The organism is Lacrimispora amygdalina, from assembly GCF_003432035.1.
Lineage (GTDB): Bacteria > Bacillota > Clostridia > Lachnospirales > Lachnospiraceae > Lacrimispora > Lacrimispora amygdalina.
On sequence record NZ_QOHO01000059.1, the window covers coordinates 17,587 to 41,458 of the forward strand.

Genomic DNA, 23,872 nt, shown 5'->3' on the forward strand with positions numbered 1-23,872 from the left:
TACCCGTAACCTGGATATCGGCTCAGTTACACCTTTATGCAACCCGTTTTATAAGTCTTCGGTATTATGAAACTGTGTAAATCCAGTCTTATCCCATGCCGTCTTAAAATAGTGGTGTAGAAAAACACTTTAAAAGATCAAAGTCCTACTGTAGAGATACAATATCATGAAAATTCTGTCGTGTCAACGTTTTTTTATGCAGGAAACCCGCTGACATAAGACGTTTTTACACTTCATCGATTGCCTTGCCGATATCATGTCTCATATATTTATTTTCAAATTCCACCCATTTTACGGCTTCATAAGCGTTGGCTCTTGCTTCCTTTAAATTGTTTCCAAGAGCTGTCACACCAAGAACTCTTCCTCCATTTGTAACAGGGATGCCCTCTTCATCAAACCGGCTGCCTGCATGGAATGCATAATAACCAGCCTGTCCCTTAAAACGTTCCAGTCCTTTGATTGGAAACCCTTTTTCATAATGTTCCGGATACCCATCAGAAGCCAGGACAACACAGACTGCCGCATTGTCTTCAAATTGTAAGTCAATCTCATTTAGTTTTCCGTCTATACAGGCCTCAAACACCTCTATAATGTCATTTTTCATTCTTGGAAGAACCACCTGTGTTTCCGGATCACCGAATCTTGCATTGTATTCTAAAACTCTGGGTCCCTCTTTTGTCAGCATCAGGCCGAAAAAGATAATTCCCTTAAATTCCCTGTTCTCAGACAGCATCGCATCCACAGTTGCCTGATAGATGTACTTTTTACAGAATGCATCGATTTCTTCTGTATAGAAAGGACTGGGAGAAAAAGTACCCATTCCTCCGGTATTAAGACCTTTGTCTCCATCCTTCGCCCTCTTATGATCCTGGGCTGAAGTCATGATTTTTATGTTCTTACCATCTACGAAAGAAAGTACAGACACTTCCCGTCCAACCATGAATTCTTCCACTACAATCCGGTCACCGGCAGATCCGAACTGCTTATCAAGCATCAGCGTCCGTACACCGTCTTTCGCCTCTTCCAGTGAATTACAGATTAAAACACCTTTGCCAAGAGCAAGGCCATCTGCCTTTAGAACAACCGGCATTTTAGCAGTTTCCAGATAAGCAAGAGCTTGCGATGCTGAATCAAATGTTTCATAAGCAGCTGTTGGAATTCCGTATTTTTTCATCAGATCCTTAGAAAAGGATTTGGAACCTTCCAGACAGGCAGCCTTCTTCTCCGGACCAAACACCCGGATTCCTGCTTTCATAAATGCATCAGCAGCCCCTGCCACAAGGGGATCATCGGGGCCAACAATTACCAGGTCAATTTCTTTCTTCCTGGCAAAGTCCACCTGCCTGTCAAAATCCATCACTCCAATATCAACGCATTCTGCGATCTCAGCAATTCCGGCATTACCCGGAGCGCAGTACAGCTTTTGGACCTTAGGGCTCTGGGCAGCCTTCCATGCAATGGCATGTTCCCTGCCGCCGCCTCCTATGATCAGAACCTTCATGCTTTTTCCTCCTGTTCCTTTGCAATCAGCGCAATCGCCTGGGGAAGAATAACCCACTCCGCTTCTTCCATCACTCTTTTCTGTAGTTCTCCCGGCGTATCGCCTTCCTTTACTTCCACTGCCTTTTGCAGGATAATGGGACCCGTATCTGTTCCCTCATCAACATAATGGACCGTAGCCCCTGTGATTTTCACACCTCTGGCCAAGGCTGCCTCATGGACCTTCAGCCCATAATAGCCGGTCCCGCAAAAGGAAGGGATCAGGGAAGGATGAATATTTATAATGCGGTTTTGGTACTTCCGGATCATAGCTTCCGGAATGGTAACCAGAAAACCTGCAAGTACGATTAAATCAAGATGGTACTCATCGATTCGGGATAAAAGTTCATCGTAGAATAACGCTCTGCTTTCATAATCCTTAGGGGAAATGCTAAGTGCATCGATTCCATGGTTCCTTGCACGTTCCAGCGCATAGGCATTGCGGTTATTGCTGATAACCACTTTGACCTCAGCGTTTTTAATCTCCCCGCTGTCAATGGCATCCAAAACAGCCTGAAGATTGGTTCCTCCGCCGGACACCAGAACGCCGACTCTTAGCATAAGACCACACCCTTTTCACCGGCTTTTGTGCAGCCGATTACATATGGGATCTCTCCTGCAGCCCTGATCGCCTCCATGGTCTTGTCCTGATCAGCCGGATCAACCGCCAGCACCATGCCAATTCCCATATTAAACGTATTGTACATGATTTCTTCCGCTATCTCACCCTTTTCTTCCATGAGTCTGAAAATGGGAGGAACGTTATAGCTGTTTTTCTCCACTTCGGCACAGATTCCATCAGGAAGCATACGTGGTATGTTCTCATAGAATCCGCCTCCGGTAATATGGCTGCAGCCTTTTATGGCCACACCGTACTCTTTTACGCCTTTTAATGCTTTCACATAAATTTTGGTAGGCACAATCAGGCTTTCTCCAAGAGTAGTTCCCAATTCATCGTAATAAACATTTAAATTTTCTTTCGTCACGTCAAATACCTTGCGGACAAGAGAAAATCCATTGCTGTGAACACCGGAAGATGCGATACCGATTAAAATGTCTCCTGCTGCTATATTCTTACCGGTAATCAGATTCTTTTCATCTACCACTCCAACTGCGAAACCTGCAAGATCATATTCATCCTCAGGATAAAAACCAGGCATCTCTGCGGTTTCCCCTCCGATCAGTGCGGCGCCTGCCTGTTTGCAGCCTTCTGCCACACCGCTGACGATATCAGCAATCTTTTCCGGATAGTTCTTTCCACAGGCTATATAATCAAGGAAAAACAGTGGTTCTCCTCCTGCACAGGCAATATCATTGACACACATGGCTACACAGTCGATTCCAACCGTATTATGTCGATCCATAAGAAATGCAAGCTTCAGCTTTGTTCCCACTCCGTCGGTTCCGGACACCAGAGTCGGCTTTTCCATTTCTTTAAAAGCTGACATGGAAAATGCTCCTGAAAAACCGCCCAGTCCGCCAAGGACTTCCGGTCTCATGGTTTCCTGCACATGCTTTTTCATTAATTCAACCGATTTGTATCCAGCTTCAATATCCACTCCGGCATTCTTATAATCCATCTCTTTTTCCTCCGCTTTTTCTTCCTGTTATTTCATCTGGGACAAATATTCCCGATACCCGATCTGCTCCAGCTTTTCTGCTTTTTTCACAACATCATTCTTTAATTTCTCAGAATAATCCTTCAGTCTTGCCAAAAGTTCCCCATCTCCTGCAGCCAGTATCTTTGCTGCCAGAATTCCTGCATTGGTACCTCCGTTAATTGCCACAGTTGCTACCGGAATACCGGAAGGCATCTGTACAATGGAATACAGGGAATCCACACCGCCCAGATCTGAAGTTTTCATCGGGATACCAATCACCGGCATTGGAAATAATGCGGCACACATTCCAGGAAGATGAGCTGCTTTTCCTGCTCCGGCGATAATCACTTTAATGCCTCTGGCTTCTGCTGTTTTTGCATATTCAAAAAATATATCCGGTTCCCTGTGTGCAGAAATGACGGTCATTTCAAACTCCACTCCCAGTTTCTCCAAAACCTCTGCAGCCTGTGCCATAACAGGCATATCTGAATCACTTCCCATAACAATTGATACGTTTGCCATAGTAATTTCTCCTTTTCCTCTTCCAAACATGTGTAATTCATTATCAGGAATTATGTTATTAATAAGTTTGCCTAATATTAACCACTTATTAATTAATTAGCACTTATTAATTATAATACTAGCTTTTCCACATCTCGTCAATAATTTTCTTTATAATTTTAAGTATACCCTGTATTAAAAAAAAACAGGCACAAAAAGCCACAAGGATGCAGCATCCCGCGGCTTTTCACACCTGTTATGTATTTAATATTTGCTGTTATTATAAGGAGAAGTATCTTCAAAGTAAACCGGGTCAATGGCTACAGGTTCAGGATCCGCTTCTTCTTTGAAAACAGGTACAAACTCCTGGTCAGGCTCTACTCTGCCAGTATTCAAAGGTGCACTGCTTTGCTGAGTCTTCCCGTTATGAACCTTGAATTGCTGAACAAGACTTTTCATAATCTGTGCCTGACCTGACAGTTCCTCACTGGCTGCAGCACTTTGCTCCGCTGTAGCAGAGGTTGTCTGAACCACACTTGAGATCTGGTCAATTCCCTGGGTAACCTGATTAACAGCAATTGCCTGCTTATCAGAAGCAGCGGCTATTTCTTCTATAATCATGTTAATGCGGCGGCTTCCTTCCACAACATCCTGCATGGCTTTCGCTGTTTCTGCAGTAATCCTGCTTCCGTTCTCCACTGCCTGTAAACTTTCCTCAATGAGAATTGTAGTATTTTTCGCTGCTTCTCCTGATTTGCTGGCAAGGTTGCGCACTTCATCGGCAACGACTGCAAACCCTTTTCCTGCTTCCCCTGCACGTGCAGCTTCCACTGCTGCGTTTAATGCAAGGATATTGGTCTGGAATGCGATATCCTCAATCGTTCTGATAATCTTACCAATTTCACTGGATTTGGTGTTAATCTCTGTCATAGCCTGATTCATTTCCATCATCTTCTGATTGCTCTTTGTTACATTGAGAGCCGCTTCTTCTGATCTCATACGCGCTTCTTTTGCACTCTCCGCGTTTTTATTGATCTGATTGGAAATGTCATTTATCGTAGCTGCCAGCTCCTGTATGGAGGAAGCCTGCTCAGTCGCGCCCTGGGACAATGCCTGCGCCCCGGAGGATACCTGCTCAGAACCGCTGGCAACTAAGTCTGCCGATTCATTAATGCGGAAAAGAGCATCACTTAAATTATCCCTGATATTCCTGATAGCCAGCAGAATGGGCTCATAATCCAGAATATACTGCTCCTGATTCTTTGACACAACCGTAAAATCTCCGGCTGCCATAGATCCTAACAGGTAGATGATATCATCAATAATACTGCCGATATTTAATATGGTGGAACGCATACTGTTGCCAAGTCCGCCAAGCTCATCTTTTGACTGATAGCCCAGTTCTACATGGAGACTGCCTTTGGACATCTCTGCGGCTGCCTTTTCAATCTCCTTAACGGGTGCTACAATACTCTTTGTCATGTATACAGCAAGAAGCAAGGTCACTCCGGCTCCAATTATCTGAAACAGGATCACGATAATCTGAGCAAAACTCATAACAGCCTGTGACTTGGTAAAATCGCTGTCAGCATTCTTCTTTGCAGTATCGCTGATTTGCATCAGATCCGTCTGGAGCTGATCAAAACATGGTTCCAGAGACTCGAAGAAAATCTCTGTCGCCTGTCTGGTTTTATTTTCTTTTGCCAGAGTGAACACTTTTTCTTTAAAGGGCTCCGCTTCCGTCAGCGTCTTCTCGATATTCTCAACAACTGATTTGTCCCCTTTGTAATGCTCTTTCAGAAATTGAACATTTTCTTTCAATTTATTAAAATCTGCTTCCGATTCATCAATATACTTCGCTCTGGTATTTAAATCCAGGCTCATGGTTGCATACCCCACGTTTTTTGCAGCCGACTGTATATTTTGTCTCATCTCTACAGTCATTAATGATACCTGGTGACCGTTGTTATAAAATTCTACAAACCTGGCATTGTTTCCCACCAGACTGTATAAGGAAGTACATGATACAATCAAAAACAAAACAAAAACCATTCCAAAAGAGACCGTAATTCTTTTGCCAATCTTTAAATTCTTCATAGGTATCCTCCATTTAGCCCTTTTGTAAAAAACACACTCTGATAGTGTTTTATCGGCAATTATATACATTACTTAATGATTTTCTCTAAATTTTTGTAAATCTAAAGTTTATAACAGAGAAAATGGCAAATTTAATTCTTCTGTTCCTTTTAATATAAATTTTCCGTCTTCTATAATCAGAGTCCGTTTCCCATCTGCACAGACAGTTTCAATTCTGTCCAGTTCTGCATAAGGTATTGTAATATCCGTATGACAGTTAAAATATGCCTTGGAAGCATCCTCTTTTCGGAGAGCAGAAATCTCATTTTCTTTCGCAATAATCTCTTTGCCATTGGGGTTATAAAACCGGCTGTCTTCCGACCAGCTGTAACACGTATCTCCAACTGCAAAATGAGGTCCCATTTTCTCCACAATTAATATTGGAAGCTTGTCAAGAATATCAAATTTTCTGGCCATGGCGTAAGCAGTTGTATTGGTTCCGATGGCAAACTCTCCCATGGGAAGTGTGTCATGGTTCTTTAAAATCACCTGCCTGATCAGTTCTTTTCCTTCCTTTGGATCTTCAAAATTACTGCAGGAATAGTCTTTAATCATGCCGTTTTCAAACGTCATAACCAGATCCTTAAACTGGAAATCAGTTATATAAACCGTGCTGACCTCTAAAACACCATTGGTTCCGGCAAGTCTTGGTGACGTAAATACTTCCCCAAGAGGAATGTTCACATCAGCCACGCAGTTTTCAAAATTAGTCTCTTTTTCTTTATCTTTTAAATGATGAAGCGCTACTGTCAGGCGGGTCTTATTCGTCCCTTTCCCTGTGATTTCTACATATTCTGCTTCATCCAGCGCATCAATTATGGTTTGCTGAAGACCTTTGTACTTTTCATAATCCAGGGTGTTGATCGCAATGGTCTCGTTAAATATTTCTTCAAAATTATCACCGATCTCAGGAACGGGAAATGCAATAATGGTGAAGCTGGTCTCATCACCGGGAACATATTGATTCAAAATTCCAGCAGTATCACCTGCCATTTCCACTGCAAGTTTCTCCTGTTTGGGATCCAGGCGGCAGGCTTCTCCTTTATTAACCGGATGAAAGCCTTCTCTGCCAAATGTCTCAATGACTGCAGGTCCTGCATAGCCGGCTGCCAGGTCTTTGTACATTTCGTATGCAACCTTCAGCACCGATGCTTTTCTGTCCTTAAATGCCTTGTTGATGTAGATGGCATCATCATAACGGTGGTCATAATCATACTGGCGGTTTGGAGAAGTCGAGTAATAACCGGATTTTCGTCCGGCATTGGTATTTACCGCCCAGACAGCCGCACGGCATAAAATCACGTTAAGCCCCAGCTGTTCAAAATTCTCCATGGCATATTTGACCATACGTTCAAATCCAAGCTCATAACGGATCTGGACCACTTTTTTCTTTGATAAATCTCTGCCCATTACCTCAAAGCCCTTTTTGTAACCTTCCGTGTAAGTATCCGCCATCAGACGGACGGTCTCCTCCGGAAGAGAATTTAAATAATCCGCAACTTTAACTTCTGTTTCCGAAATATATTCACCAAAGCGGTAAAGATAACGAAGATCGGTTAAGTCACTGTCCCGGATAATATCTGCTGCAAAGGAAAGGGAAGGGTCTAACCCTTCTCTGACACGATAGGTCACTGTATGATCGGTGTAATCACTGACGAACCAGTAAATCACCTCTTTTACAGAAGCCACCTCCGGCACTCCTTCTTCAAACATATTATAAATTTCGATTAAAGTTTCGTTTAAAATCGTAATATCCGTCAGCCTGTTTTCATGAACAAAAACAATATCGCCTCTGATTTCCTTATACAGGTAGCAAAGAAGCTGCCCGTATCCATCACTCAGTTTTTTCACAGCATAAGCCGGATTTGCATAGCTGGTTTCATAAGCATCCGGAAGAATGTCCTCATAAAATTTCCTGTTCCATTCTTTTAACTCTTCCAGGGAAGCCGTGTTGTGCTTTCCTTCCTTTAAATAATCCAGGTACTCACCCATAACACAGATAAATGCAGCTGTCCTTGTGAAATAATCATGAAACGGCTGTGCCACTGTCTGTTCTGAGGCTATCTGGCCGATCCGCTCCATGGAAAGCAGGAATCGTTCCATAATTCCTTCATTTTCCTGTTTAAACATCTCTCTATAATCCATTTTTTTACCCCTTTATGCCTATAATAAGAAGAACTGCCCAAAAAATAACCAGTAAAGCGCTGATGCCAATACCGATCTTGGACAATATGTACTTTTTTTCTTTTTCAAAGAAAGACAGAACACCATAAAACAGGGAAAAGATAGAAATCAACATGCTGCAAAAGCAGACAGCCGCAACATTTAACTGCGCCTGCCCGGCAGTAATTGCAGCGCTGGATATTCCAAGAACCCCTAAAGCCAGTGCTCCCAAAGCCAGTCCTAACGATAGAAAACTTTTTTTAGCATAAGGCTTTCTAATGTAGGACACTTTTTTCTGCTTTCCCACGCCTCATCCTCCTTACTCTTATGTGCTGTACTATTTTATACAGGATATATCCCAACATTCCTCCCAGCGAGTTTAAAATCATGTCATCTACATCAAAACTTCCCACCCTGAAAACAAGCTGGGTGGTTTCAATGCAGAGGCTGAATAAAAAACTGAGCAGCATTGTATTGAAAAAACGGCGGCTCCTGCGGCTTATGACCGGAAGGAAAAAACCAAAAGGCATGAAACCCGCTATATTCCCAACAATGTTTAAGAGGAAAGCCCGAAAGCCAACTACACGTCGGTAAATAATGAACCGCTTAATTTCCTTCAGGGGGATCAGGTTATAAGCGTATTCCTCCCGTATATGACCACCTCTTCCAAAATAATCCGAGAAAAACAGAAAGTACGCCAAAAAGATCAGGTAAATTATAAAAATCACCCAACCAAACTTCTGCCGTTTCGTCGCATTTTTAATCATAACAGCTCCATCTTTATCCAGAAAGGAGAGAGCTGCCTAAGATCCATGGATTCAGACAGCCGCCACTCCTGAGATAACGGTTAAAATGTAATTTCAGATTTTCTTTTCAGTAATATTGCTCCGTTAATGATTGATATAATACCGGCAGCAAGTCCCACAGCAGTCACTATAATTCCAACAACAATGTTTAATGCACCTGCGTTTCTCATGGTTTTATATACTCGTTCCATATCCTACTCTCCTTATTTTACGCCATAAACTTCATAATAATCATCAATCGCTTCTTTTAATGCATCATCAATGAGGATTCTTCCTTTGTATTCACGGTTATGAAGATGTCCGGTCACTTCCGCCATGGTCACGATAGCAGATGCCTTAAAACCATATTTTTCACGGATCTCATCAAGTGCACTCTGCTCTCCTTTTCCCTTTTCCATACGGTTCAGGGAAACCATAAGCCCCAGAATTGTCACATCCCCCTGTGCCTTGATGATCGGAAAAGTCTCCTCAATTGACTTTCCGGATGTGGTCACATCTTCAATAATGACTACCCTGTCTCCATCCTTAATGGGACTTCCAAGAAGGATTCCGGCATCTCCGCCATGGTCTTTTTCTTCTTTTCTGTTGGAACAGTATTTAATCTCCTTTCCATATAATTCATGAAAGGCGATTGCAGTTGCAACGCTTAAAGGAATTCCTTTATAAGCCGGTCCGAACAGCACATCAAAATCTGTACCAAAATTATCATGAATTGCTTTGGCATAATACTCTCCCAGCTTCTTTAACTGTGCTCCTGTTACATAAGAACCTGCATTCATGAAAAACGGGGACTTTCTTCCGCTTTTCAATGTAAAACTCCCAAATTTAAGAACATCGCTGTCCACCATAAATTCAATAAATTCCTGCTTATACTGTTCCATTTTGCTGTCCTCTCTATTCAAAAATCGTTCTGTTACCGTACGGCACCGATCAGTTCGTTTATGTCTTCCACCTGATATTTCATCATATAATCTTCCATCCCCTCAATGATTTCCACAGTTGCATAGGGGTTTACAAAGTTCGCAGTTCCAACAGAAACCGCTGTGGCACCGGCAAGAATAAATTCCAGGGCATCCTCAGCAGTCATGATTCCTCCCATTCCAATAATCGGAATTTTAACTGCACACGCCGCCTGATAAACCATACGTACTGCAACCGGCTTGATTGCAGGTCCGGATAACCCGCCTGTCTTATTGGCAACTGCAAATGCCCGGCGGTTTACATCAATCTTCATTCCTGTAAGCGTATTAATCATAGATAAAACGTCTGCTCCGCCAGCTTCGGCTGCTTTTGCCATAACGGTAATATCAGTTACATTGGGACTCAGCTTCATAATGACCGGCTGCTTTGCATACTTTTTTACTTCTCTTGTTATGGCTTCCACTGCTTTTGGATCCTGGCCAAATGCAATTCCGCCCTCTTTCACATTGGGGCAGGAAATGTTAATCTCCAGCATATCCACCGGCTCATGGGAAAGCCGCTCCACCACTTCGATATAATCTTCCGTAGTCTTTCCGCAGACATTGACAATGATTTTTGTATCATATTGCTTTAAGAAGGGAATATCACGTTCAATAAATACATCCATTCCCGGGTTTTGAAGACCAATGGCATTAATCATTCCACCATAGGTTTCTGCAATTCTGGGAGTTGGATTGCCTGTCCAGGGAATATTGGCCACGCCTTTCGTGACTACTGCTCCCAAGCGGTTTAAATCCACAAGCTCGCTGTATTCTTCACCGGAACCAAAGGTACCTGAGGCAGTCATAACCGGATTTTTTAATTCCACACCGGCAAGATTTACTTTCATATTCATCTAGAATTCAACCTCCTCAGCCTTAAATACCGGACCGTCTTTACAGACTCTTTTATTATGAACCATGGAATGTTCATCTCTGTCACTGCTTTTGCAGACACAGGCAAGACATGCACCGATTCCGCAGGCCATCTTTTCCTCCAGGGAAAGATAGCATTCGATATGATTTTCCAAAGCATATGCCTTTAAGGATTTTAACATGGGAGTAGGGCCGCATGCAAAAATCACATCGCTTCGTAAGCCATGCTCTCTGATCGCATCCATAACATTCCCCCTGGTTCCGGCAGTTCCGCTTTCTGTGGCAGGAAATGTATCTCCATAAGGCAGAAACTCTTCATTCAAAAACAGCTCGTCCCTGTATCCTAAAACCATCTGCTTTGTACAGGAAAGATTTTTCGCCAGTTCTAACATAGGCGGAATCCCGATGCCTCCTCCGATTAACAGCGCCTTCTTTCCCGAAGTCCCTGCTTCCAGAGGAAATCCGTTCCCCAAAGGCCCCATGACAGTTATGGGATCGCCTGTCTTATAACGGGAAAATTCTTCTGTTCCTCCGCCTGCAATGCGGTACACAATTCTTAAAAGCCCTTTATCCCGGTTTGTTTCACAGATACTGATGGGACGGGGCAGTAACTTTGAACTGTCCCCGGTATACACGGAAATGAACTGTCCCGGCTTAGCCTGGTCAGTGATTTCCTTAGCGTCGATCCACATGCTGTATACACCGTCTGCAAGCCTGGTCTGGCTGGCGACTGCTGCCGTAATTTTTATTTTACCCATGTTCTCCCCCTATAAAACCCGGTTAATATCAGAAACCATATCAATCACGGCCTGTCTGGAAGCTTCTCCAAAATGCTCGGGACCGAATTTCTTATATGCATCCTGTTTATAGGCAGCAATGATACCTCTTGAAGAATTCACGATTGCTCCAAGACCATCTTTATTAAAACATGGCTTTAAATCCTCTGCGGTTCCTCCCTGGGCTCCATAGCCAGGCACAAGGAAATAGGTGTTTGGCATCAGCTTTCTTAATACAGCGCTCATCTCAGGATAGGTGGCTCCTACCACTGCACCAATATTGCTGTATGTGCCATCCATACAATCCGCTCCCCATTCCACGACCTTTTTCGCAACGTGTTCATAAAGAGGTGCTCCGTCTATCAGGCGGTCCTGAAATTCTCCGCTGGACGGATTGGAGGTTTTGACCAGAACAAAAAGACCTTTGTCCTCTTCTTTGCATACATCAACAAAGGGAGCAATGCCATCTGTTCCAAGATAGGGGTTGACTGTAAGAAAATCTGTATGAAATGCCGTAAGAATCTTAGAACCCACCTTCACTTTTCCGATATGCGCCATAGCATAGGCTGCAGATGTGGAACCAATATCCCCTCTTTTCGCATCTCCTATGACGATAAGTCCCTTCTCCTGGCAATATTTAACCGTTCTGTCGTATACCTTTAAGCCTTCAATCCCGAACTGCTCATACATGGCTATCTGCGGTTTTACGGAGGGAATCAGATCATAAACATGATCCACAATTTCTTTATTGAACTGCCAGATTGCTTCTGCAGCACCCTCTAATGTCTCACCCAGTTCATGAAATGCCTTCTCTGTTACGTGATCGGGAATATAGCTTAGCATTGGATCAAGTCCCACACAAACCGGTGCATTTGTTTTTTGAATTCTGTCAATTAATTGCCTGATCATGTCTTCCTCCTCGGTTCTCTTCGCCCTTATTTTTCTCTATTCTTACCAATTCTATCATAAGAAAGTTACAGCTTCAAGCCTTTTGCCAAACTGATCATAAAAATCCTGTTCTTTCTCATAAGGGGTAAAATAAAACATTTTCAGAACATTCATGCTCACCTGACTGGTAAATGTTGGATCATTCTTCTTTTGAATCTCATTTTCTGCTTTCTTTAATAAATCATGCCAATCTGCAATAAATTTGTAGTAACGTTTTCCATCGGGATTGTCCATCCAGCTGCGTACTTTTACCTTGGTTCTGTTTTTCTTCGGACATTCATAAATCTGGAGAAAATACCGGATTCCCTCATCTTCATAAATTCTTCCCAGAGGGAACAGACGGCAGATGCCAGGGCGGAACGGGTGAACGCTGCACCGGCCCAGGCAATCCAGAAATCCGCATGGTTCTCCTTCTCCCGTCATGCGGATGTTGGGAAGAACAATTCCGTCCACAACATTTAATTCCACGTTATCCTGAAGCAGCACTTCAAACGTGCAGTTAAGCCCCTTTGTGAGCCGGAACACATCAAGGGGGTCGAGCACAATTGAGGTGCCCATTCCCTTGCAGCAGGCAGAACAGCCGCTGCAGTCTCCACAGTCAGCTTTTACCAGGTCGTTTAATTCATACATTTTACCATCTGAAATATCTCTTATATCAATTTCCCGCTTCATGATTTCTTCCTCACTTCTCCATAGTAACCAAACAGTGTCATTCTATCATCTTCTGACATTTGAATAAAGTCATAATGCGAAAAAAAGAGAAGATTTTATATAGCATATCTTCTCTTTGGTTCTGTCATGAAGCTTTCTCATAATTTATATTCCTTTAAATATGCAGTGGCAACATACGCACCGCTTTTGTATGACTTCTTTTCCATCGCTTTATCCGCTTCCAGACTGACATTGATCCACATCTCTTCCGCTGCAATGGCCAGATGGGAAAGCATAATTCCCACACTGATCTCCCTCAGAGAAAGCAGATATGGCGAAGGCAGAAATTCTCTGCAGGAAAAAACATATATTTTGTCATGATAAACAATGAACCGCCATGGCTGGGTATTCATAACAGACGGAGCAAGCCGTACCGCCTTTAAAATATTCTTCACAGACTCTCCTGCTTCCTCCTTAAACACACACAATTCCTTTAAGGGCAGACGTCTGGCCGTTGCAGGATCACGATAAAGCAATGTTTTCGGATAACCGAAAGCAATGGCAATTACCTGTTTAAACCCTGCTGGAGCCGGCTTAACTGTCTTAACACTGGCAAGGTAGCATGTTCCCAGACCCTTTCCTGTCATATATAATAAAACCGGCTCCATAATGTATCCGGCATTGACAAGATATCCCTCCTTCTCCTCCGAATAAAGCACCAGATAATAGGGGGCCTCCACCTTCCATAACCCCTTTGGCGAAAGATCCTCTTGTGTATTGTCACATATCTCCATCTTTACTTTAATGTCGCCGTACAACCTTGAAACGCAATCCCCAAAATAAAGAATATCCCTTTTCAGCTGCTCTGGAACCGGTTCTTTCTTATACTTTTTAATGGATCTTCTCTTAAATATCATCTGATACAGATTCATACCTGCTCCCCTCTCCTCTATCCGGAAATCAGTTTTAAATAAGCTTTTTCATTTCTTCCAAAAGGCCTGAAAATACCAAAAGGGCGTCTTTAACCGGCTCTGCTGTGGACATGTCAACACCGCACAGTTTTAAAAGTTCAACAGGAGGCATGGAACTTCCTCCGCTTAAAAATTCATAATATCCCTTAACCGCTTTTTCATCCCCCGTTAAAATTCTGGTGCTGATGGCCACCGCAGCCGAAAATCCGGTGGCATACTGGTAAACGTAAAACGGTGTATAAAAATGGGGAATTCTGGACCACTCGTAATCAATTTCAGGATCCACCACCATTTCCGGACCAAAGTAATCGGCATTCAGCTGATGATACAGTCCACACAGCCTTTCCGATGTCAAAACCTCTCCCTCTGCCGCAAGGCGGTGGGTCTTGTCTTCAAATTCGGCAAACATCGCCTGACGGTACAGGGTGCCGCGGAAACTATCCATAAAGTGATTGAGAAGGTAAGCCCGTTCCTTCTTATCTTCTGTAATCGCAAGAAGATGTCTGATTAAGAGAGCCTCATTGCAGGTACTGGCGACTTCGGCAACAAAAATCTTATATCCTGCATCCACATAGGTCTGGTTCTTGTCAGAAAACCAGCTGTGAAGCGCATGCCCCATCTCATGAGCCAGCGTAAATACACTGTCAAGGGTACCGTTAAAATTCAAAAGAACATAAGGATGAACTCCGTAAACCCCCCAGGAGTAGGCACCGCTGCGCTTTCCTTCATTCTCATACACATCGATCCAGCGGTTCTCAAACCCCTCCTTTAAAAGAGACAGATACTGGTCTCCCAAAGGCTTTAACCCATCAAGAACCATGGTTTTTGCTTCTTCAAAGGATAGTTTCCGTTCTTCCCTGGAAACCATGGGCACATAAAGATCATACATATGAAGGGTTTCCACTCCCAGCGCTTTCTTTCTCAATGATACATACTCATGAAGATATGGAAGTCCCTCATGAACTGCCTGAATGAGATTATCATAAACCTCTTCTGAAACTTCGTTCTCTGTCAGCGAATGTACTCTGGCTGAGGTATAGTTCCTTGCTTTTGCGTAAAACGCAGCCTGTTTTACATTGGAAGAAAATGTAGCAGCCAGAGTATTCCCAAACTGCTTATAAACCCCATATAGACCATAAAATGCGGATTTTCGAACTTCCCTGTCCTGCTTTTCCATAAGAGCAACGTAATTGCCGTGGGTGATTTTCACAGGATTTCCGTTTTCATCTTTGATCTCAGGAAATTTGACATCTGCATTATTAAACATATTAAAAATTTCTGATGATCCTGAAGTTGCTTCCATGGAGCTGGCAAGCAGCGCTTCCATAGATGCCGTCAGCGTATGGGCCTTCTTTTTTAATATGATTTCAAAAGTCCGGTCATAGCGTTTCAGTTCCGGGACCTTTTGCCTGTATTCCTTTAAAAGATCTTCCGGTATGGTTATAATCTCCGGAATAATATAGGCTGACAATCCTGCAGCCTGATATGACAGTGCCCTCGCTTTCGATGACAGTCCCTGATATCTTGAGTTTCCGGTGTCTTCGTCAGATTTCTGCCTGCCATACACGAATAATGTCTCGATCTTTAATGATATCTCCTCATCAAATTTGAGACAGGAAAAAAGCATCTCGCCGGATTCGGCCAGATGTCCTTCAAATTTTTTATAACCTGAAAGCGAGCGTTCTGTTTCGCGGAATAAATCTTCCCAGGCCTCCTCAGACGGCAGTATGTCCGCCAGATTCCAGGTGTCGCAAACCGGTATTTCTTCTCTCTTTTTCAATGTGATCCCTCCAACTGCTTTACATGTGTTTATTCTATCACCCATATTTCAAAGAAACAATCAGCAATATGGAAAATATTTGATTGAATTTTACTGTTTTATTGTATTATACTATACGAAAACAAATCAGGAGTAAAGCCATGAATCTAATCCGAACAGCCAGTCCAGATGCCCGCCTGTCAAAAGACCTCATTCTACTACAGGAAGCCTGCAATCAGTATGATCATATTTCTCTCTCTTTTCCCCTGGAAGAGGACTGCATCTGCTGTTTATTATATGAAAATGAACGCCTCTTATCCGCTCTGATTACTTTTTTTACTGATTCTGATACCATGGAATGCTACGGCTGTACCCTTCCCGGCGAACGGCAGAAAGGACATTTTACCTCACTCTTAAAAGACCTGGTAAATGATTATCCGGACTGCGATTTCATCTTTCCTGTTTATGAGAACTGCCAGGATGGGTTAAAGGCCATACAGGCCATGGAAGCTACTTTCTGCTATAAAGAATATTTTATGGAACTTTCCATACCAGAGTCAGAGAAATCCTTTTTTTTGAAAGGAAATAAAGATGGGAGCGTTTTAACCATTTCCTCCTTCAAAAACCCGGATGGTTTCCAATGCTATGAGTTTTTAAAGGACAACTCCGTAGTAGGAACGTGCAGTCTTGACATCCAGGAAAACAGTGCTTATTTATTCGGATTTGAAATTTCCAAACCCCTGCGCGGGCAGGGCCTTGGAACTGCCTGTCTTAATTTATTCTTAAAGACATATGTTTCCCTTGCCGGTGATCAAAGAAAGGATATGATTTATTTACAGGTTTCCGGTGAGAATTCTGCCGCTGTGTCCCTGTATAAAAAAGCCGGTTTTCACATCCGGGAGAGCCTGTCCTACTATTTGTACTGATCTCTAGCGCATCTCTCTTATCATACAGTACTGTTTTAAATGAAAATGCTTTTCCACCACACCGAAAAGCCGGAAACCAAAATGCTCGTAAAAGCTTACATTGCTGTGTTTATGGGTTTCCAGTGATATCATCAGATGATTTCTGTCTGCAAATTCTATGGCCTCTTTCAGCAGGCAGGCAGAAATTCCATGATGCTGCATACTGGGCCTTACTGCCAGATAGATTATATGAAGCCGCTCTTCCTGGTGGAGCTGGTCGGTCCATCTGGAATTCAAATAATCCCTGCCATGAAAAAAATTCCAGAACGTCTTTAAGGTTTTGTCTTCCCGTATTAAATAACCATCTGTTTTCAAGGTCGCTGCTGCTTCTGCCAGGTAATAGTGAACCGGATCATAGACCTCAGATTCATCATCCACAACCATAATTCCGTTAATATCCGGACTGTCTGCATATATTTCACAGGTCTCAAAAAATTCTTCCATATCGCATTCAAACAATTCCGGGAGAAGTCGTTTTCTTGTATCCATATCCGGGATCAGATTGCAATAAAGCGGATCTTCCTTAAAACACTCCGTCAGCAGCTGCTTCAATTTCTCAATATCCTTTTTTTCTACCCGGTACAATCGGTCACTTTCCATAATCCTGCCTCTTTTTTATCTTTTTCACGGTGATTGTAGCACAATAATCCGTAAGCTTCAATGGATTTTCGCAGATATGGCTGCTTACTTCCCTGCTTGTATTTATCTTACCATTATTATATAATAAGAATGATAAAACGGTACCGCAAATACAAGAGAGGGGCATGCATCATATGATCGATATCAGAAAGTTCGTTGATTTGAGCGCATTGCAGTCGATTCAGGACCAATTTTCAGAAGCGACAGGGTTAGCAGCAATCGCGGTGGATACAGAGGGTAAATACATTACAAAAGGCAGCAATTTCACTGATTTTTGCATGAATTACACAAGAAACAGCGAAGAAGGGGTAAAACGATGTGAAACGTGTGACAAAGATGGAAGGGGAACTTATTTCTGCCATGCGGGGCTTATGGATTTTTCCTCTGACATTGTCATTAAAGGTGAAAAGGTTGGGGCAATTATCGGCGGACAGGTTTTGCCTGCACAGCCGGATGAAGAAAAATTCCGTTCTATTGCCAGAGAACTGGGGATCAATGAAGAGGAATATATCAATGCACTGAGAAAAGTGCCCGTACGCCCGGAAACTACCATCAAGGCGGCAGCACAGATGCTTGGCAGTATTGTCAATCAACTGGTTAATTTAGAATACATACAGGCAATCTCAGGAAAAAGAGACAGCGTACTGGATTCAGAGATTGACAGCATCAAAAACTCTTTAAATGAAGTAACAGCAAAAACCCATGACTTGCAAAAGGTAGCCTCCATGGAGAATATTCTGTCTATTAACGCTTCCATCGAAGCAGCAAGAGCAGGCGAAGCAGGAGTTGGATTCGCTGTCGTGGCAAGAGAATTCGGGGAAATCTCCAAAAGCTCAGGGGAAGTTTATGAACGCATCCACGAGCTGGTGGCGGATATCCAGAAATCAGTCCGGAATTTAACTGAGATCGTGTGAACTTTCTGATTTTTCATGATAAAAGGGCCTGCTCCGATTTCCGGTGCAAGCCCTCATTTTTATTCATCCCAGTTATGATAAGTCGCCTGTACATCGTCTTCCGCATCTAAAAGATCCAGAATCCGGTTCATCTTCTTTAAGGAATCTTCATCCGTCAGTTCCACCCAGGTCTGGGGAATCATCGTGACTTCAGCCTGAACCATGGGAATTTTAGCCGCTTCCAATGCTTCACGTACTCCGCTGAACTCCTCCGGTGCCGTGAGAACTTCGTAGCTGTCCTCTTCCTCTGAAAAATCTTCCGCACCTGCATCCAGAGCAATCATCATGAGTTCATCTGCATCCATATCGCAGTCTTCTTTATCTATAATAATCTGGCCCTTCTTATCAAACATAAAGGATACACAGCCTGGAGTACCAACATTTCCGCCGCCTTTTGTAAACGCGTTTTTTACGTTGGCAGCAGTCCGGTTTTTATTGTCTGTCAGAGTATCTACGATGATCGCCACTCCATTCGGGCCGTATCCTTCGTATGTAATTGTCTCATAGTTAACAGAACCGGCATCTCCGGCCGCTTTTTTAATGCCTCGGTCAATGGTGTCATTGGGCATGTTGTTGGCTTTCGCTTTTGCTATTACATCACGGAGCCTACTGTTGTTTGCAGGGTCTGGTCCGCCTTCTTTTACTGCTACTGCAAGTTCTCTTCCGATAACAGTAAAAATTTTACCTTTCGCAGAATCGTTTCTTTCTTTTTTGTGCTTAATATTTGCGAACTTTGAATGTCCTGACATCGTTTCCAACACTCCTTTTCTTTCTCTATTTCGTCCTCATTCATTCAAAAAAATAACATCTTTTCTATTCTATCACTATTTATATCATCTTGCAAGAAAAAACAATACACAGCCGCCATATCCTTCCTGTCTTATAACAGAAAGTCCTGGCAGCTGTGTTTGCTTATGATTCTTTTTCTAAGTCCTTGATCTCGGTTTCCATCTTTCTGACCCCTTTTTCTTCCTCAGAAGGGACATCGGGATCTTCCTTCCATACCCGTACAGTCTGGATCATTTTATTTTCCACCTGAAGGATCTTAAAGCGGTAACCCATGATGGAAACTTCCGATTCCTCCCCTTCCTGGGGAATCCGGTCCAGTCTGGAAATCAGCAGGCCATTTATTGTATCATAGGAGTCATAATCCTCCTCATCAAGCTCAATATTTAACGCCCGTTCCACATCTTCCAGCGTCGTCATGCCATTCATAACGTAAGAACCGTCATCTGATGGCACAATAAATTCCTCATCCATATCATACTCATCGAGAATATTGCCTACGATCTCTTCCAGAATATCTTCCATCGTTACAATACCCGAAGTCTGACCATATTCATCAACCACAATTACCATGTGGATCTTTCTGGACTGCATTTCTTTAAACAGCGTATCAAGATTTCTTGTCTCAGGGATGAAATGAGCCTCTCTTAAAAGCCCTTCGATCTCCCAGAGCTGCCGGCTGCCATTGTCTTCTATCTCAGCTGCAATCAGCGCATCTTTCATGTGAAGAATCCCAATGATGTCATCCACATCTTTTCTATAGACCGGATACCTGGAATTATACCCTTCTGTCAGGATAAATTTCACCGCTTCTTTCAGAGTAATCTCACCATCTAAGGAAACCAGATTCTTTCTATGGGTCATGATATCTGCTGCTTCCTTGTCGTTAAGTTCAAAGATGTTGGTGATCATCTCCGCTTCCCTGGCTTCTAAAACACCCTGCTCATGCCCTTCATTTACCATGGACATAATATCTTCTTCGGTTACGTTCTCACTGTCTGATGCCATATCAATGCCCATAATTTTAAGAACCATGAATGCGATTAAATTGGCAACCCACGCAAAAGGAATCAGGGGAATCATAATAAAGGTCACTGCAGGAAGCATCCGGTATCCCCACTTCTCAGGATTCTCAGCTGCACAGCGCTTGGGGATAATAATTCCGAAGCTGATAAGCAGAATGATTAATAAGGCGCCTACAAGGAAAAGACTGAAAAGGGATATCCACCGGTTGGGGCCGTCACTCCCCTTTCGTAATATCGCCTCCAGCGTAATTCCAAACTGCCCTAATACAAACGCTCCCGTCACCATTCCAATTAAGTTGGTTGTTATCTGAATGGTGTTAACAAATCTGGTCGGTCTGTTAACAATGTGCAGCAGCTTTGCCGCCTTCTCGCTGCCTTCTTCCATCTGATGCTCCAGTTCTGTCGTATTCACATTCTGGATTGCTGCACCAAATCCATAAAAAATTGCATCCAATACGATAAAAGCAATAAAAATAATCACGCGTATAAGCGGATTGCCATCGTCCATCTGAAAAATCTACTCCTTTTGTTCATTTTCTTTCGTATTTTTTCTCACAACTATTTAAGAATATACCATTTTATCAGCATTCCGTCAATGGTGAACTATGTATTCAGTTCTAAGCTGACCCTTAATGCACAGTCCACTTCCTGCTGCAGTTTCTCATCAATATGACAGATCTTCTCTTTCAGTCTCTGCTTGTCAATGGTCCGCAGCTGTTCCAAAAGAATGACAGAATCTTTGATCATATCGCACTTTTTTGTATCCAGTTCCACATGGGTAGGCAGCTTTGCCTTATTCATTCTTGAGGTAATAGCTGCACAGATCACAGTGGGACTGTGCTTATTACCGATGTCGTTCTGTATAATAAGAACCGGGCGGATTCCGCCCTGTTCAGAGCCTACTACCGGTCTTAGATCGGCATAATAAATGTCTCCACGTCTGATTATCACATTCTCACACTCCGTCAATTTATTTAAGTCTATTATTGACCTACTTTGACTCGTGTATTCACTTAAGTTTTTCCGCCGCATACCTTATCATATGATACGGACATGGAGATGGTTATCACGCCTTTAAAAAGGAGCTGTAACAATCGTTAAAATAATCTTTGGTTCCCACCACTTCTCCGTGTTCTATATAAACCCTGGGCACCCGTTTGGTGATATCACATAGAATTTCGTAATGGAATCCGCCGCACCGTTCAGCCAGTTCTTCAACCGTAATCTGTTCCTCCCCCTGTCTGCCAACCAGAACCACTTCATCCTCTTCCTCCGCACCCTCAATGAACGTCACATCAACCATAAACTGATCCATACAAACCCGGCCAAGAATTTTAGCCCGCTGTCCTCTGATTAAGACCTCCCCTTTTCCGGATAGATTTCTTGGATATCCATCTCCATATCCCACCGGGACTGTAGCGATCGTCATCTCCTGACCGGCAGTGAACGTTCCTCCGTAACTGACGGAAGTTCCCGGCCCGATTTTTTTTATGTAGGAAATGGTGCTTTTTAATTCCATGGCAGGTTTCAGCTTTACAGGTTCTTTTTTTACTTCCCCGGAAGGATAGAGACCATAGATAGAAATCCCTGCCCGTACCAAATGAAAATTAGCCTCCTGCAAATCCAGAATCCCTGCGCTGTTGGAACAGTGGAGAATCGGGATTTTAATTCCCTTTCTGTCCAGCATTTCAACAAATTCCCGGAATTTTTCTATCTGGGCTCCTGTTGCTTTCTTATCCTTCTCATCTGCCTTGGCAAAATGAGTGAAGAGCCCTTCTGCATAAATACCAGGCAGTCTGCAGATTTCTGCAGCCTCCCGGGCCGCCTCCTCTGTCACCGGATACCCGATCCGGCTCATACCGGTATCAAGCGCCAGGTGCACCACAGCTTTCTTTCCTGCTTTCTCTGCCAGCTTCGAAAGGCGGACTGCTTTATTCAGCTGAAATACAGCAGAACTGATATCGTAATCCACCAGAAGCTTAAATCCATCGTAAGGAACCACTCCCAGAACCAGAACCGGCTTTGTGATTCCATGCTTTCTCAGTATGACACCTTCTTCAACTGTAGCCACTGCATATCCCCACACATAAGGATCAATTGTCAGCGCCACCGGAACAGAACCATGACCATATCCATCGGATTTTACAACTCCGATCATCTTTGTGCCCGGCTTTAAATTTAATTTCATGGCTTCCATGTTATGCCGGATTGCATCTAAATCTACTGTTTCAAATACTCTTCCATATGTTTTCATGATTCATTCCCTCATCTGCTCCTTCAATATTATATCGATCTCATCTGCCAGCTCCCTGGCAAGGAGACTGTAATCTCCGTATTTTTTCTTTCTCATATCTCCCGCAAGCCCGTGAAGCCATACCCCCAGTGCTGCCGCATCCGGCCCCTCCAGTCCCATTGCCAGAAGACCTGCAAGGATTCCGGTCAGAACATCCCCTGCTCCTGCCTTTGCCATGGAGCTGTTCCCGCTGCTGTTTACATAGGTTCTCTGATCATTAAGCGCCGCAACAGTCACTGCATCCTTTAATATGCAGGTGATACCAAACCGGTCCGCATACTCCCTTGCCGTCTGTATGAGATGTTTTTTTATTAATTCCACTGCGCTCCCGGTCAGCCTGGCCATCTCTCCCAGATGAGGAGTAATGATGATGTTATCTGTGTAATAACCGGTGAGCTCCGGATAAGAAGCAATGGTATTGAGCCCGTCTGCATCCACGATTACCGGAACGTAGGCATTTACAAGAACGGATTCCACCAGATTCTTCACATAATCTGCCTGCCCCAGCCCGGGACCCAGGACAATCACACTGGCCCACTCACACTGTTCAATCAAAAGCTGCTCAAAGTTCTCCGTCTTCTTTTCTGCGTCTGATGAATGATAGGAAACGATAACGGCCTCAGGAAGTTCTGTCTGCAAAATCTCCCTGTTTTCTTCCACTGTAAAGATCTTAACCAGACCGGCTCCTGTACGGTATGCTGCAAGTGCACTTAAAAATGCCGCACCGCTCATATTTTTAGAACCGGCAACCAGAAGCACTTTGCCAAAGCTCCCCTTATTGGAATAGGCGGGCCGTTTGGGAATCAGCGCCGTATCTGCCTTATGAAAGGTAAAATACTCTGTTTTTACATAATTGATGCTTTCAGGAGGAAAACCAATATCAGCCACAATGACTTGTTTGCTGTATTCTTTTCCAGGGTACAGCATGGTGCCAAGCTTTTCATAGCCAAATGTAACAGTTACGTCTGCCGGGATGGCAGCTCCCATAATCTGGCCTGTATCAGAATGAATGCCGGAAGGAATATCCACTGCAATTGTAAATTCCGGCCTGCACCCGGTTATGGATTTCATAATTTCCAGATGTCCTCCGAGAATCTCCCTGTCCAGACCTACGCCAAACAGCGCATCGATCAGCAGACTGCATTCTCCGGCTTTAAAACTGAATCCTTCCACCACGTCTACTCCTGTTTTTTCTGCAATGGAAAGCTGGGTTAAATATTCACTGCTTCCTTTCTCCTTTTTGCCGGCCAGAATAACCAGAACTTTATAACCGCTTATATGAAGCATTCTGGCAGCTGCAATTCCGTCAGCTCCGTTGTTGCCGCTGCCGCACAGCACCCAGACAGGATCCGTCTGTTTCACATGATTTACGGCTTCTTTAAAAACGGCCAGGGCTGCCCGTTCCATCAGTACCAGTGAGGGAATTCCAATCTGTTCTATGGTATATTGGTCCACACGTTTCATCTGTTCTCCCGTTACCAGATATCTCATACTGTACCCGCCTTTCACGATAGCAAACAACCGG

General features: G+C 43.5%; 24 protein-coding genes. 2 read left to right on the forward strand and 22 right to left on the reverse strand.

Annotation, left to right across the window (positions count from 1 at the left end; all coding sequences use genetic code 11):
• Positions 1 to 226: 226 nt before the first annotated feature.
• The 16 genes from purD to pepF form a co-directional block, all read right to left on the reverse strand.
• Positions 227 to 1,501, reverse strand: a complete 1,275-nt coding sequence (gene purD, locus DS742_RS17945; protein ID WP_117418345.1) for a phosphoribosylamine--glycine ligase — start codon at positions 1,499 to 1,501, stop codon at positions 227 to 229.
• Positions 1,498 to 2,100, reverse strand: coding sequence for a phosphoribosylglycinamide formyltransferase (gene purN / locus DS742_RS17950; protein WP_117418346.1), 603 nt, complete (start codon positions 2,098 to 2,100; stop codon positions 1,498 to 1,500). Before purN ends, purD begins: the two co-directional genes overlap by 4 nt.
• Entirely contained in the window at positions 2,094 to 3,119 is a 1,026-nt protein-coding gene (purM, locus tag DS742_RS17955; protein WP_117418347.1) for a phosphoribosylformylglycinamidine cyclo-ligase, read from the reverse strand. Before purM ends, purN begins: the two co-directional genes overlap by 7 nt.
• Before the next feature lie 27 nt (positions 3,120 to 3,146).
• The gene (purE, locus tag DS742_RS17960; RefSeq protein ID WP_117418348.1) at positions 3,147 to 3,662 is read right to left on the reverse strand and encodes a 5-(carboxyamino)imidazole ribonucleotide mutase; all 516 of its coding nucleotides are present in this window, start codon (positions 3,660 to 3,662) and stop codon (positions 3,147 to 3,149) included.
• 243 nt (positions 3,663 to 3,905) lie between these two features.
• A complete protein-coding gene (locus DS742_RS17965) occupies positions 3,906 to 5,738 on the reverse strand; it encodes a methyl-accepting chemotaxis protein (protein ID WP_170313513.1) in 1,833 nt (610 codons plus the stop codon).
• Positions 5,739 to 5,846: 108 nt separating this feature from the next.
• Complete coding sequence (locus DS742_RS17970) at positions 5,847 to 7,922, reverse strand: aminopeptidase (RefSeq protein WP_117418350.1); 2,076 nt, start codon at positions 7,920 to 7,922, stop codon at positions 5,847 to 5,849.
• A 4-nt stretch (positions 7,923 to 7,926) separates the two neighbouring features.
• Positions 7,927 to 8,247: a DUF6142 family protein gene (locus tag DS742_RS17975; RefSeq protein WP_117418351.1), complete on the reverse strand. Its 321-nt coding sequence runs from the start codon at positions 8,245 to 8,247 to the stop codon at positions 7,927 to 7,929.
• Positions 8,216 to 8,707, reverse strand: a complete 492-nt coding sequence (locus tag DS742_RS17980; RefSeq protein WP_117418352.1) for a VanZ family protein — start codon at positions 8,705 to 8,707, stop codon at positions 8,216 to 8,218. Before DS742_RS17980 ends, DS742_RS17975 begins: the two co-directional genes overlap by 32 nt.
• 80 nt (positions 8,708 to 8,787) lie before the next feature.
• Complete coding sequence (locus DS742_RS28950) at positions 8,788 to 8,937, reverse strand: hypothetical protein (RefSeq protein ID WP_170313514.1); 150 nt, start codon at positions 8,935 to 8,937, stop codon at positions 8,788 to 8,790.
• 12 nt (positions 8,938 to 8,949) lie between these two features.
• A complete protein-coding gene (pyrE, locus tag DS742_RS17985; RefSeq protein ID WP_117418353.1) occupies positions 8,950 to 9,627 on the reverse strand; it encodes an orotate phosphoribosyltransferase in 678 nt (225 codons plus the stop codon).
• Positions 9,628 to 9,659: 32 nt separating this feature from the next.
• Positions 9,660 to 10,562 (reverse strand): dihydroorotate dehydrogenase, encoded by a 903-nt coding sequence (locus DS742_RS17990; protein ID WP_117418354.1) that lies wholly within the window; start codon positions 10,560 to 10,562, stop codon positions 9,660 to 9,662.
• Positions 10,563 to 11,339: a dihydroorotate dehydrogenase electron transfer subunit gene (locus DS742_RS17995; RefSeq protein ID WP_117418355.1), complete on the reverse strand. Its 777-nt coding sequence runs from the start codon at positions 11,337 to 11,339 to the stop codon at positions 10,563 to 10,565.
• A gap of 9 nt (positions 11,340 to 11,348) precedes the next feature.
• Positions 11,349 to 12,266: an orotidine-5'-phosphate decarboxylase gene (gene pyrF, locus DS742_RS18000; protein ID WP_117418356.1), complete on the reverse strand. Its 918-nt coding sequence runs from the start codon at positions 12,264 to 12,266 to the stop codon at positions 11,349 to 11,351.
• A 54-nt stretch (positions 12,267 to 12,320) separates the two neighbouring features.
• Positions 12,321 to 12,977: a YkgJ family cysteine cluster protein gene (locus DS742_RS18005; protein ID WP_117418357.1), complete on the reverse strand. Its 657-nt coding sequence runs from the start codon at positions 12,975 to 12,977 to the stop codon at positions 12,321 to 12,323.
• A gap of 137 nt (positions 12,978 to 13,114) precedes the next feature.
• Positions 13,115 to 13,888: a nitroreductase family protein gene (locus tag DS742_RS18010; RefSeq protein ID WP_117418358.1), complete on the reverse strand. Its 774-nt coding sequence runs from the start codon at positions 13,886 to 13,888 to the stop codon at positions 13,115 to 13,117.
• Positions 13,889 to 13,922: 34 nt separating this feature from the next.
• Complete coding sequence (gene pepF / locus DS742_RS18015; RefSeq protein ID WP_242996582.1) at positions 13,923 to 15,707, reverse strand: oligoendopeptidase F; 1,785 nt, start codon at positions 15,705 to 15,707, stop codon at positions 13,923 to 13,925.
• 140 nt (positions 15,708 to 15,847) lie between these two features.
• Between pepF and DS742_RS18020 the strand changes: the two genes are divergently transcribed.
• Positions 15,848 to 16,612, forward strand: coding sequence for a GNAT family N-acetyltransferase (locus tag DS742_RS18020; protein WP_117418360.1), 765 nt, complete (start codon positions 15,848 to 15,850; stop codon positions 16,610 to 16,612).
• 3 nt (positions 16,613 to 16,615) lie between these two features.
• Here DS742_RS18020 and DS742_RS18025 read toward each other — a convergent pair whose 3' ends face one another.
• Positions 16,616 to 17,251 carry a GNAT family N-acetyltransferase gene (locus tag DS742_RS18025; protein ID WP_117418361.1) on the reverse strand — a complete coding sequence of 212 codons (636 nt, stop codon included), beginning with the start codon at positions 17,249 to 17,251 and terminating at the stop codon, positions 16,616 to 16,618.
• A 173-nt stretch (positions 17,252 to 17,424) separates the two neighbouring features.
• Between DS742_RS18025 and DS742_RS29805 the strand changes: the two genes are divergently transcribed.
• Entirely contained in the window at positions 17,425 to 18,204 is a 780-nt protein-coding gene (locus DS742_RS29805; protein ID WP_117418362.1) for a PocR ligand-binding domain-containing protein, read from the forward strand.
• A 59-nt stretch (positions 18,205 to 18,263) separates the two neighbouring features.
• On the opposite strand, the gene DS742_RS18035 is transcribed toward DS742_RS29805, so the two are convergent.
• The 5 genes from DS742_RS18035 to DS742_RS18055 all read right to left on the reverse strand — a co-directional run bounded on the left by DS742_RS18035 (position 18,264) and on the right by DS742_RS18055 (position 23,838).
• The gene (locus DS742_RS18035; protein ID WP_117418363.1) at positions 18,264 to 18,992 is read right to left on the reverse strand and encodes a YebC/PmpR family DNA-binding transcriptional regulator; all 729 of its coding nucleotides are present in this window, start codon (positions 18,990 to 18,992) and stop codon (positions 18,264 to 18,266) included.
• Positions 18,993 to 19,155: 163 nt separating this feature from the next.
• A complete protein-coding gene (locus DS742_RS18040; RefSeq protein ID WP_117418364.1) occupies positions 19,156 to 20,562 on the reverse strand; it encodes a hemolysin family protein in 1,407 nt (468 codons plus the stop codon).
• Between the two features lie 95 nt (positions 20,563 to 20,657).
• Complete coding sequence (locus tag DS742_RS18045; RefSeq protein WP_117418365.1) at positions 20,658 to 21,005, reverse strand: type II toxin-antitoxin system PemK/MazF family toxin; 348 nt, start codon at positions 21,003 to 21,005, stop codon at positions 20,658 to 20,660.
• A 115-nt stretch (positions 21,006 to 21,120) separates the two neighbouring features.
• Entirely contained in the window at positions 21,121 to 22,308 is a 1,188-nt protein-coding gene (alr, locus tag DS742_RS18050; RefSeq protein ID WP_117418366.1) for an alanine racemase, read from the reverse strand.
• 3 nt (positions 22,309 to 22,311) lie between these two features.
• Positions 22,312 to 23,838 carry an NAD(P)H-hydrate dehydratase gene (locus DS742_RS18055; RefSeq protein WP_117418367.1) on the reverse strand — a complete coding sequence of 509 codons (1,527 nt, stop codon included), beginning with the start codon at positions 23,836 to 23,838 and terminating at the stop codon, positions 22,312 to 22,314.
• Between the last annotated feature and the right edge of the window lie 34 nt (positions 23,839 to 23,872).

Bases quoted from the DNA above. Each gene is read 5' to 3' on its own strand.
- alr (WP_117418366.1), bottom strand. From the start codon at position 22,308: ATGAAAACATATGGAAGAGTATTTGAAACAGTAGATTTAGATGCAATC.
- DS742_RS18035 (WP_117418363.1), bottom strand. From the start codon at position 18,992: ATGTCAGGACATTCAAAGTTCGCAAATATTAAGCACAAAAAAGAAAGA.
- DS742_RS18025 (WP_117418361.1), bottom strand. From the start codon at position 17,251: ATGGAAAGTGACCGATTGTACCGGGTAGAAAAAAAGGATATTGAGAAA.
- DS742_RS29805 (WP_117418362.1), top strand. From the start codon at position 17,425: ATGATCGATATCAGAAAGTTCGTTGATTTGAGCGCATTGCAGTCGATT.
- pyrE (WP_117418353.1), bottom strand. From the start codon at position 9,627: ATGGAACAGTATAAGCAGGAATTTATTGAATTTATGGTGGACAGCGAT.
- DS742_RS17980 (WP_117418352.1), bottom strand. From the start codon at position 8,707: ATGATTAAAAATGCGACGAAACGGCAGAAGTTTGGTTGGGTGATTTTT.
- DS742_RS17970 (WP_117418350.1), bottom strand. From the start codon at position 7,922: ATGGATTATAGAGAGATGTTTAAACAGGAAAATGAAGGAATTATGGAA.
- purE (WP_117418348.1), bottom strand. From the start codon at position 3,662: ATGGCAAACGTATCAATTGTTATGGGAAGTGATTCAGATATGCCTGTT.
- purN (WP_117418346.1), bottom strand. From the start codon at position 2,100: ATGCTAAGAGTCGGCGTTCTGGTGTCCGGCGGAGGAACCAATCTTCAG.
- DS742_RS18010 (WP_117418358.1), bottom strand. From the start codon at position 13,888: ATGAATCTGTATCAGATGATATTTAAGAGAAGATCCATTAAAAAGTAT.
- DS742_RS18005 (WP_117418357.1), bottom strand. From the start codon at position 12,977: ATGAAGCGGGAAATTGATATAAGAGATATTTCAGATGGTAAAATGTAT.
- DS742_RS17990 (WP_117418354.1), bottom strand. From the start codon at position 10,562: ATGAATATGAAAGTAAATCTTGCCGGTGTGGAATTAAAAAATCCGGTT.
- DS742_RS18040 (WP_117418364.1), bottom strand. From the start codon at position 20,562: ATGGACGATGGCAATCCGCTTATACGCGTGATTATTTTTATTGCTTTT.
- DS742_RS17995 (WP_117418355.1), bottom strand. From the start codon at position 11,339: ATGGGTAAAATAAAAATTACGGCAGCAGTCGCCAGCCAGACCAGGCTT.
- pyrF (WP_117418356.1), bottom strand. From the start codon at position 12,266: ATGATCAGGCAATTAATTGACAGAATTCAAAAAACAAATGCACCGGTT.
- DS742_RS17965 (WP_170313513.1), bottom strand. From the start codon at position 5,738: ATGAAGAATTTAAAGATTGGCAAAAGAATTACGGTCTCTTTTGGAATG.
- purM (WP_117418347.1), bottom strand. From the start codon at position 3,119: ATGGATTATAAGAATGCCGGAGTGGATATTGAAGCTGGATACAAATCG.
- DS742_RS18055 (WP_117418367.1), bottom strand. From the start codon at position 23,838: ATGAGATATCTGGTAACGGGAGAACAGATGAAACGTGTGGACCAATAT.
- DS742_RS28950 (WP_170313514.1), bottom strand. From the start codon at position 8,937: ATGGAACGAGTATATAAAACCATGAGAAACGCAGGTGCATTAAACATT.
- purD (WP_117418345.1), bottom strand. From the start codon at position 1,501: ATGAAGGTTCTGATCATAGGAGGCGGCGGCAGGGAACATGCCATTGCA.
- DS742_RS18020 (WP_117418360.1), top strand. From the start codon at position 15,848: ATGAATCTAATCCGAACAGCCAGTCCAGATGCCCGCCTGTCAAAAGAC.